Annotated in this window: 7 protein-coding genes; 1 reads left to right on the top strand and 6 read right to left on the bottom strand. The window is 65.4% G+C overall.

Features of this window, described 5'->3' with window-relative positions; all coding sequences use genetic code 11:
- Positions 1-161: 161 nt before the first annotated feature.
- Positions 162-1,250, bottom strand: coding sequence for a TRAP transporter substrate-binding protein (locus tag ACVIHF_RS30250; protein ID WP_456778864.1), 1,089 nt, complete (start codon positions 1,248-1,250; stop codon positions 162-164).
- A 308-nt stretch (positions 1,251-1,558) separates the two neighbouring features.
- Here ACVIHF_RS30250 and ACVIHF_RS30245 point away from each other — a divergent pair, with 308 nt between their 5' ends.
- Complete coding sequence (locus tag ACVIHF_RS30245; RefSeq protein ID WP_456778865.1) at positions 1,559-2,644, top strand: NAD-dependent epimerase/dehydratase family protein; 1,086 nt, start codon at positions 1,559-1,561, stop codon at positions 2,642-2,644.
- A 234-nt stretch (positions 2,645-2,878) separates the two neighbouring features.
- On the opposite strand, the gene ACVIHF_RS30240 is transcribed toward ACVIHF_RS30245, so the two are convergent.
- From ACVIHF_RS30240 to ACVIHF_RS30220, 5 genes are all read right to left on the bottom strand, one after another.
- Positions 2,879-4,186: an NAD(P)H-dependent oxidoreductase gene (locus ACVIHF_RS30240; RefSeq protein WP_456778866.1), complete on the bottom strand. Its 1,308-nt coding sequence runs from the start codon at positions 4,184-4,186 to the stop codon at positions 2,879-2,881.
- A 133-nt stretch (positions 4,187-4,319) separates the two neighbouring features.
- Positions 4,320-5,120, bottom strand: coding sequence for a phytanoyl-CoA dioxygenase family protein (locus ACVIHF_RS30235; protein ID WP_456778867.1), 801 nt, complete (start codon positions 5,118-5,120; stop codon positions 4,320-4,322).
- A 136-nt stretch (positions 5,121-5,256) separates the two neighbouring features.
- Complete coding sequence (locus tag ACVIHF_RS30230; protein WP_092080653.1) at positions 5,257-5,931, bottom strand: GntR family transcriptional regulator; 675 nt, start codon at positions 5,929-5,931, stop codon at positions 5,257-5,259.
- Between the two features lie 258 nt (positions 5,932-6,189).
- Positions 6,190-7,440, bottom strand: coding sequence for a M20/M25/M40 family metallo-hydrolase (locus ACVIHF_RS30225; protein ID WP_456778868.1), 1,251 nt, complete (start codon positions 7,438-7,440; stop codon positions 6,190-6,192).
- A gap of 64 nt (positions 7,441-7,504) precedes the next feature.
- A complete protein-coding gene (locus ACVIHF_RS30220) occupies positions 7,505-8,371 on the bottom strand; it encodes a sigma-70 family RNA polymerase sigma factor (protein WP_456778869.1) in 867 nt (288 codons plus the stop codon).
- Positions 8,372-8,451: the final 80 nt, after the last annotated feature.

The following is an 8,451-nucleotide window of genomic DNA, read 5'->3' as shown; positions in this document are numbered from 1 at the left end:
CTCGGAACGCGCCCGGCTCAAGATGAACGAAATAATAAGCGCTGCTCCAGCCCCGTCATTGCGAGCGAAGCGAAGCAATCCATCTCACCGCAAGCGGAGAAATGGATTGCTTCGTCGCTATCGCTCCTCGCAATGACGGCAGTGTAAAGCCATCGTCCGGTTCAGGTGCGCGTGCGCATCCGCATCATGAAGCTGTCGAACGAGAGCTCGGCGACCTGCATCCAGGCCAGCGATTCGTTGCGATAGGCGGCGAGGCTCGCATGCATCTTGCCGAAATGCGGATTGCTCTTGGAAAGATCCGCGTAGATATCGTTGGCCGCGTTGTAGCAGGCTTCCAGCACCTCCTGCGGGAATGGTCGCAACTGCGCGCCGGCCACGATCAGGCGCTTCAGCGCCGGCGGGTTGACCGCGTCATATTTGCCGGTCACCCAGGTGAAGGTGTCCTCGGAAGCCGCCTGGATCGCTGCCTGATAGTGCTTCGGCAGCGCGTTCCACTTGTCCTTGTTCATCACATTGTGGCCCTGGCCGGTGCCTTCCCACCAGCCGGGGTAGTAGTAGAACTTCGCGACCTTGACGAAGCCGAGCTTCTCGTCGTCATACGGCCCGACCCATTCGGCGGCGTCGATGGTGCCTTTTTCCAGCGCCGGATAGATGTCGCCGCCCGCGATCTGCTGCGGCACCCCGCCGACCTTGGCGATGATGGTGCCGGCGAAGCCGCCGACCCGGAATTTCAAGCCCTGGAAATCCGCCATCGACTTGATCTCCTTCCGGAACCAGCCGCCCATCTGGGCGCCGGTCGAGCCGGTCGGAATGCCGATGCAGTTGAATTCTGCGAGCAAATTGTTGAGCAGGTCGGTGCCACCGCCCCATTGCAGCCAGGAAATGTGCTGGCGCGTGTTGAGGCCGAACGGCAGCGACGTGCCGAAGGTGAAGGCGGGATTCTTGCCCCAGTAGTAATACAGCGCGGTATTGCCCATCTCGACCGTGCCGTTGGAGACGGCATCCAGCACCTGCAGGCCGGGCACGATCTCGCCGGCGGCGAACGGCTGGATCTGGAAGCGGTTGTCGGTGATCTCGGCGACGCGCTTGCAGAAGAATTCACACCCGCCATAGAGCGTATCGAGTGCCTTCGGCCAGCTCGCCGCGAGCCGCCACCTGACCTCCGGCATCGATTGCGCGACCGCGGGCGCGGCGACCGCCGTCGCAGCCAGGCCGACGCCGCCTGCCTTCAAGAATTCACGACGTTTCATGCGTATCCCTCCTGTGTGCCGATACCTCGACAAGGGGAACGATCTTGGTGTCGTCTTTCTTCGCCGATCGATCGACGTTCTGTGATGAATGTGTCCGGTGGCCCTCGACGGGCTCTTGTTGTGGAAATCCGAGTTTCCGGTTCCGCCGGTCAGGATGATCGTTTGCCGGAGGAAATCAAGCGCCTGCCTTCGTTGCAGGTGCGAAGGACAATCGGCGCTGTCGGTCTTATCCGATACCCGCCGCGATGGCTGCCGGCCCTGCTGCGATCTGCTACGCAGGGCGGGTGGGTTGATGGGAGTTCAAGGACATGGCCAACAAGAAAATCGTGGTTGCCGGCGCAACCGGCCTCGTGGGCAACGCCGCCTTGCGACACTTCGGCGCATCCGACGATTGCGAGCGCATTGCGCTGTCGCGCCGCAAGCCACGCGATCTCTACGGCGCACGGCATGTGCGAATCGATCTCACCAGCGCGGAGGATTGCCGTCGCGCCGCGGCCGAGCTCGCCGGCGCAACGCACCTGATCTACGCCGCGCTCTATGAGGCGCCCAGCCTGGTCGATGGCTGGCGCGATGCCGGGCAGATCGAAACCAACGACCGGATGCTGCGGAATTTGATGGGCGTGCTCGAACCCGTCGCGCCCGATCTCAAGCATGTCGCGCTGCTGCAGGGCACCAAGGCCTATGGCGTGCATGTCCGGCCGCTCACGGTGCCGGCGCGCGAGGGCCGTTCCGAGATGTACGAGCAGCCGAATTTCTATTGGGCACAGGAGAATTTCTTGCGCGAGCTGCAGCGGGGCAAGAACTGGCACTGGAGCATCCTGCGCCCGGTCCTGATCATCGGCGAAGCGATGGGCGGCGCGATGGACCTGATCCCGCCGCTCGGCGTCTATGCGGCGGTGCTGCGCGCGCAGGGCAGGCCGCTGGATTATCCCGGCGGCGCGCCGCGCGTCGCGCAGGCGGTCGATGTCGATCTGCTGGCACGCGCGATCGCCTGGTCGGGCGGCGCCGAGGCCGCGCGCAATGAAGCGTTCAACGTCACCAATGGCGACGTCTTCACCTGGGAAAATATCTGGCCGGCGGTCTCGGACGCGCTCGAGATGACGCCGGGCCGGCACGTGCCGCTGTCGCTGGCGCAGGAGTATCCGAAATGGATCGCGCCGTGGGACGAATTGCGCAGGACGCACGACCTGATCGCGCCCGGCCTGGAGGAATTCGTCGGCCTGTCCTTCCAATATGCCGATTACAGCATGCGCTACGGACAGACTGAAGCTGGTCCGCCGTCGATCGTCTCGACGGTGAAGATCAACCAGGCCGGCTTCACCGAGATGATGGATACGGAAGCGATGTTCCGCAAATGGTTCAGGCTGGCCAAGGCGAGCCGGCTGCTGCCGTAGTATTGAGCCCCGCTCTGTCTTCTCCCTCTCCCCGTTCTTACGGGGAGAGGGTTGGGGTGAGGGGCCTCCATCCGGCGAGCACTTCGCCGTTTGTTAAGCACCGTGCTTCGCCCCTCACCCGGATCACACCGGACGATGCTTCGCATCTCCGGGGCGATCCGACCTCTCCCCGCAAAGGGCGGGGAGAGGTGAAGGGCACACCCTCTCTTTCGGCGAGCGGAGCGACCGAAGACGTTACCGCGAGAATGCTACTTCCATCGCCTTGCGCGTCTTGATCGTATCGTTGCTCTCGTCGACCTCGACATCGCTCCAGCGCACGACAGCGCCATGGGCGACGTCGTTCTTCAGCTTCACCCGATGGGCAAGCCCGATCGGCAATGCGCCGGCGGCGAGGCTGGCGGCGGCCGGCATCAGCTTGCCCCACACGGTGTAGCCGCCTTCGCCGTCGAGCATCTCGCCGGCGCGCAGATTGCGCTTGGCCACCGCTGCGACGTCGCCGCGGAAGCCGCGCGGTTGCCCGGTCGGCTCGTTGCGCAGCGCCGCCGACAGCACGGAAATGTTCAGCTCGAGCCCGATCAGATGATACGGCTTGTACATCGCCGCATAGCGGCCGGAGGCGTCGGTCTTGAGGCCGTACTGCTTGAAGCAATCGGCGGCATAATCGTTGGGCGCCTCCAGCACCACATAGACGCCCCAGCGCAGATCGCGGAACACCGGACGGCCGTCGCGCTCCAGCGAGGACACCACTTCGACGATGCCGGATTTCTCCAGCACGCCGCCCTTGTCGCGCGGCCGCATCACATGCGGCAGGTCGTCGACGCCGCAGGGCGGAAACAGCAATCCCTCCGACGGCACCTCGAGGGTGCAGGCGTTGGCGATCGCCGCCATCTCGATCGCGGATTTGGTGCCGTCGAGGAAGGAGTTGAACATCTGCGGATTCATGCCGGCGGATTGCGCCTCGCCGGCGGTGAGCCCGTAATGCTGCCACACACCGTCCGGCGTGACGTCGTGATAGGCCGGCAAGTATTTCGTGCCCTTGCCGGCGGCGACGACGCGGAAGCCTGTCGCTCGGGCCCAGTCGACCAGCTCGGCCGTCAGCGCCGGCTGGTCGCCATAGGCCAGCGAATAGACCACGCCGGCCTTGCGTGCCTCCTCGGCGAGCAGCGGCCCCGCCAGCACATCGGCCTCGACATTGACCATCACGACATGTTTGCCGGCGGCAATCGCCGCGCGGGCATGGCGGATGCCGACGGCGGGATTGCCGGTCGCTTCCACCACGACATCGAATGCGCCGCCGGCGATCGCACGCGCGCCGTCGTCGGTGAAGGTGGTGGCGCTGATCCGCGCGTCGTCCCAGCCGACGGTGCGGCACGCCTCGCGCGCGCGGTCACGGTCGAGATCGACGATCACGGGCACTTCAAGCCCCGGCGTGTGCGGCACCTGCGACAGGAACATCGAGCCGAATTTTCCGGCGCCGATCAGGACAACGCGCACCGGCTTGCCGGCGGCGGCGCGGTTTTTGAGGAGGTGATGCAGGTTCATGATGCTTTCCAAACAAAAAGGGTCGTTCCGGGGCGCGTGAAACGCGAACCCGGAACCTCGAGATTCCCCGATGCGCAATTGCGCATCTGCGGTTCGACGCTAACGCACCGCCCCGGAATGACGGTCGAAGACTTTACTCCGCCGCCTGCCGCGGTGCACGAGCGAGCCGCAGCAGCGCGTCGTCGGCGACGGTCTTGATCGGCGTGAAGTCGCGGTGCGCAATGTAGTCGGGCCGCGTCGGGGTGCGGATGTAATTCGAGACCGCGTTCAGCGTCAGGTAGACGATCTTGCGCGGGTAGGGCGTGATGTTGCCGCTCGATCCGTGCACCAGATTGCCGTGGAACATCAGCATGCCGCCGGGCTTGCCGGTCGGCGCGACGATGCCGCCCTGCTTCACGAGGCGGGTCACGGTTTCCTCGTCCAGCGTCCACAGCGGATAGGATGTGGTTTCGAGATCGTGCGAGGCTTTCAGATCGCCCGCGGTCTGGCTCTGCGGCACCAGCATCAAGGGGCCGTTGATCGGCATCACCTCGTCGAGGAAGATCGCGATGTTCATCGCGCGCGGCTCCGGCATGCCGTCATCGCGCTTCCAGGTGCCGTAGTCCTGGTGCCACTGCCAGACGTCGCCGGTGAAGGCCGCCTTCGCGTTGATCTTGAACTGATGCATGTAGACCTTCTCGCCGAACAGCTGCTCGATGGGGTCGATCATGCGCGGATGCGCGCCGAGGGTGCCGAACGCCTCATTGTAGAGATGCGCGGCGAAGGCCGTGCGCGGCGCGCCGCTCTTCTCGCGCCACACCTCGGGGCGGTTGGCGTCATAGATCGAGACTGCTTCGCGCGCGAGGAAATCGACCTCTTCCTGGCTGAACAGCTCGGGCAGAAACAGCCAGCCTTCGCGATGGAAAAATTCGACCTGCTCTTGGGTCAGTTTCATGGTGCTTTCCTCCTGTTGTTATTGTCATTCCGGGGCGATGCGTGAGCATCGAACCCGGAATCTCGAGGTTCCCCGATGCGCAATTGCGCATCTGTGGTTCGGTGCTCCGCACCGCCCCGGAACGACGGCGTGAACGTCACGCCGCCACGTCGATTGCCCTCAGCTTCTCCTCGGTCATCCGCCCTGCCGTCTGCGCATGCGCCAGCGCCGCGGCTTCTGCCGCTGCGGCATTGCCGGAAAAAACATGCGCGGCGATGGTCTCGTGCTCGGTCCAGGCGCTGCCGCGGTAATCGAGCTCGGCGAGCACGGTCGCCATCGAGCGGCGCATATGCGGCCATTGCGGCGCGATCATCTCCTCGATCGCGGAATTGCCGGCGAGGCGATAGATCGCGCTGTGGAAATCGACGTCGAGTGCGATCAGGCGCGCCAGCGGCGTGCCGTCGTCAATCGCGCGTCCGGCTTCGAGCGCGGCTTCGAGCTGCGTACGTGCCGCGGCATCCTCCTTGACACGCGTAGCGGCAAGCCGTGCCGCCAGCGCATCGATGGCGCCGCGGACTTCATAGAGTTCGCGGATGCGCTGCGGATCGAGCTGCGTCACCTCGAAGCCGCGTCTGCCGCTCTCCGCGACGAGGCCCTGGCGATGCAACAGATGCAGGGCGTGCGAAATCGGCTGGCGCGAGACGCCGAGCCGATCGGCAAGTTCGTTCTGGGTGATGCGCTGGCCAGGCAGCAGCGTGCGGTCGATGATCGCTTCGAGCAATCGCCCGTAAACCTGGTCGATGAGGTTTGGAAGCGGGTCCAACGGGATCATACCGACCGTCCAGCTTGGAATACGGAATTCCGTGTTCGAAAAGGAGGCTACTGCGGGTTGCAGGAGCGGTCAAGGCCCCGGTTTGCGACCACGCTAAGCGATTGAGAATGGGTCGGTTTTTGACTGGGCCGCGCTGCGGCAGCCGTCCCAACGTCGTGATGGCCGGGCTTGGGCCGGCCGTCCGCGTCTTTCTTGATGCCGGGACCAGAGACGCGGATGCCCGGGACAAGCCCGGGCATGACGAGTTTTTCGGAAACGCTACTTCGCCTTGCCCAGCTCCATCAGCGTCCGCATCATCAGATAGAGCCGCGGCACGATCGAGTTGGTGTCGATGTATTCGTCGCGGGCGTGATAGCCCCAGCCGGCGAGGCCGAAGCTTTCGACCACGACGGCCTTGCCGCTGCGCGCGGCGTAGCCGGCGTCGGTCGCGCCGCCGGTCATTTCCGCGATGTCGAGCGTGCGCCCGAGCTCGGTGTAGATCGCCTGTCCCTGTCTGGCGAGCGCGCGGCCGCGATCATCGGCGACGAAGGGCGGACGGCCCGCGACGACCTTCACGGTCACCTCGGTGTCCGCGATCAGTCTGTTCTTCGCCTTCTCGTCGAGCGCGGCCTGCAGCTTTTGCACGCCGTCGGGAATGGTGAGGCGGATGTCGGCGCCGGCGGTGGCGTGATCGGGGATCTGGTTGCGCACGGTGCCGGCCTTCGCGGTGGTCCAGTTCAGCTGCGTGCCCGGAATCGATTTCGCAACGTCCTGGGTCTGCAGCAATTGATGCGCGAGCTCGATCAGCGCGTTGCGGCCGAGCTGCGGCGCGGCGCCGGCATGCGAGGCCTTGCCCTTCACATCGATCGTGCCGGTGGCGGTGCCGCTGGCGCCGAGCAGCAGGCTTTCATTTTTCGCGACCGGCGGCGCCACCGTCGGCTCGAAGGACAGCACCACGTCGTGCTGGTCGGCGAGCTCGGCGATGATCTCGCCGGAGCCGATCGAGCCGACCTCCTCATCCGGATTGAACGACACCGTGAGCTTGGCGTAGTCGCGCCAGCCTGCATCGTTCAGGATCTTCAGTGAATGCAGGATGACGGCGATGCCGCCCTTGTCGTCGGCAATGCCGGGTCCATAGATCCTGTTGCCGTCGACCTTGTAGGGCTGGGTGTCGAGAATGCCGTGCTCATACACCGTATCCATATGCGCGATCAGCATCAGCTTCTTCGTGCCAGTGCCCTCAAAGGTGCCGATCACCATGTCGGCGCCGGCGCCCTTCGTGGTCTTGCGGCGTTCGGTCTTGGCGCCGAGCGCCTTCAGCCGTGCCTCGGTGTAGTCGGCCATCTTCTTCAGGCCTTCGACATCGCCGGAGCCCGACTCGATCAGCACCATGTCGTGCAGGCTCTCGATCACCGCCGGCTGGGCCTGCTCGGCGGCCGCACGCAGCTTCTCGTCTGCGGCGGCAAAGGCGGAGGAGGAGGCAAGGGCGAGCAGGCCGGCCGACGCGAGCAATTTGATGGACAGTTTCATGATTGTCCTCCCTGCGCAGATGCAGAGAGACACTAGCATTGCGACTTTGCCGCCTCCAGCTGCGTCAGCTGCGCTCAAGCACCTCGACATCGAAGGTCTCGATCTCCGAGGCGTCGGCGGTCGCATCGATCGCCGCGATCCGGTCGCCTGAGACCGTGACCCGCAGCACGATGCGCAGCGCGCCGCCGAAGATGACGGCAACGCCGATCCCGCCGTCGACCAGAGCGGCTTTCGCCGCCTGTGCGCGTCCCTTGAAGCTTTCGGCCACCGCTGCGGCGCCGCGGATCACCGGCAGCGAGCCGAGCCGCTGTGCGGCCTGATCGGCGCGCACCACGACGTCGGGCGCCAGCACGGCCAGCAGCCCTTCGAAATCGCCGTTGCGGGACGCGGCAAGAAAGGCCTCGACGATGCCGCGCTGCCGGATGAGATCGGCATCCGGTGCGGGCGGCGCACCCTGCACGCGACGCCTGGCACGGCTGGCGAGCTGCCGCGCGGCGGCCGGCGTGCGGCCGACGATCGGCGCGATCTCCTCGAACGGCACCGCGAACATATCGTGCAGCACGAAAGCCAGCCGCTCGGCCGGCGCCAGCGTTTCCAGTACCACGAGCAGCGCGGCGCCGACGGAATCGGCCATCTCGGTCTCGCGCTCGGACGGATTGTCCGCGATCAGCTCCGGCACATGTGGGCCGATCGGCTCCTCGCGGCGCGATTTGCGCGAGCGCAGCATGTCGAGGCAGATGCGCGCGATCACCGTGGTCAGCCATCCCCCGAGATTGTCGACCGCAGCAGCGTCGGTGCGGCCGAGCCGCAGCCAGGTTTCCTGCACGGCATCGTCGACCTCGGCGGTCGAGCCCAGCATGCGGTAGGCCACAGCCCGCAAGCGCGGCCGGTTGGCCTCGAACTGTTCGCTGAGAGAATTTTTCTCGTCCATCGGTCACATTCCCTTTGTCCGCTCCGTCATGGCCATGACGAACGAAACTGCGCCGATGTGACAACAGATCGGCGCAGCGG

This window comes from Bradyrhizobium sp. USDA 4506 (genome assembly GCF_054058795.1).
The sequence above is the reverse complement of the archived record's forward strand: the minus strand, read 5'-3'. Positions and strand labels throughout refer to the sequence as shown.

Excerpts from the sequence above, each read along its gene's own strand:
- ACVIHF_RS30250 (WP_456778864.1), bottom strand. The coding sequence starts at position 1,250 with ATGAAACGTCGTGAATTCTTGAAGGCAGGCGGCGTCGGCCTGGCTGCG.
- ACVIHF_RS30245 (WP_456778865.1), top strand. The coding sequence starts at position 1,559 with ATGGCCAACAAGAAAATCGTGGTTGCCGGCGCAACCGGCCTCGTGGGC.
- ACVIHF_RS30240 (WP_456778866.1), bottom strand. The coding sequence starts at position 4,186 with ATGAACCTGCATCACCTCCTCAAAAACCGCGCCGCCGCCGGCAAGCCG.
- ACVIHF_RS30235 (WP_456778867.1), bottom strand. The coding sequence starts at position 5,120 with ATGAAACTGACCCAAGAGCAGGTCGAATTTTTCCATCGCGAAGGCTGG.
- ACVIHF_RS30230 (WP_092080653.1), bottom strand. The coding sequence starts at position 5,931 with ATGATCCCGTTGGACCCGCTTCCAAACCTCATCGACCAGGTTTACGGG.
- ACVIHF_RS30225 (WP_456778868.1), bottom strand. The coding sequence starts at position 7,440 with ATGAAACTGTCCATCAAATTGCTCGCGTCGGCCGGCCTGCTCGCCCTT.
- ACVIHF_RS30220 (WP_456778869.1), bottom strand. The coding sequence starts at position 8,371 with ATGGACGAGAAAAATTCTCTCAGCGAACAGTTCGAGGCCAACCGGCCG.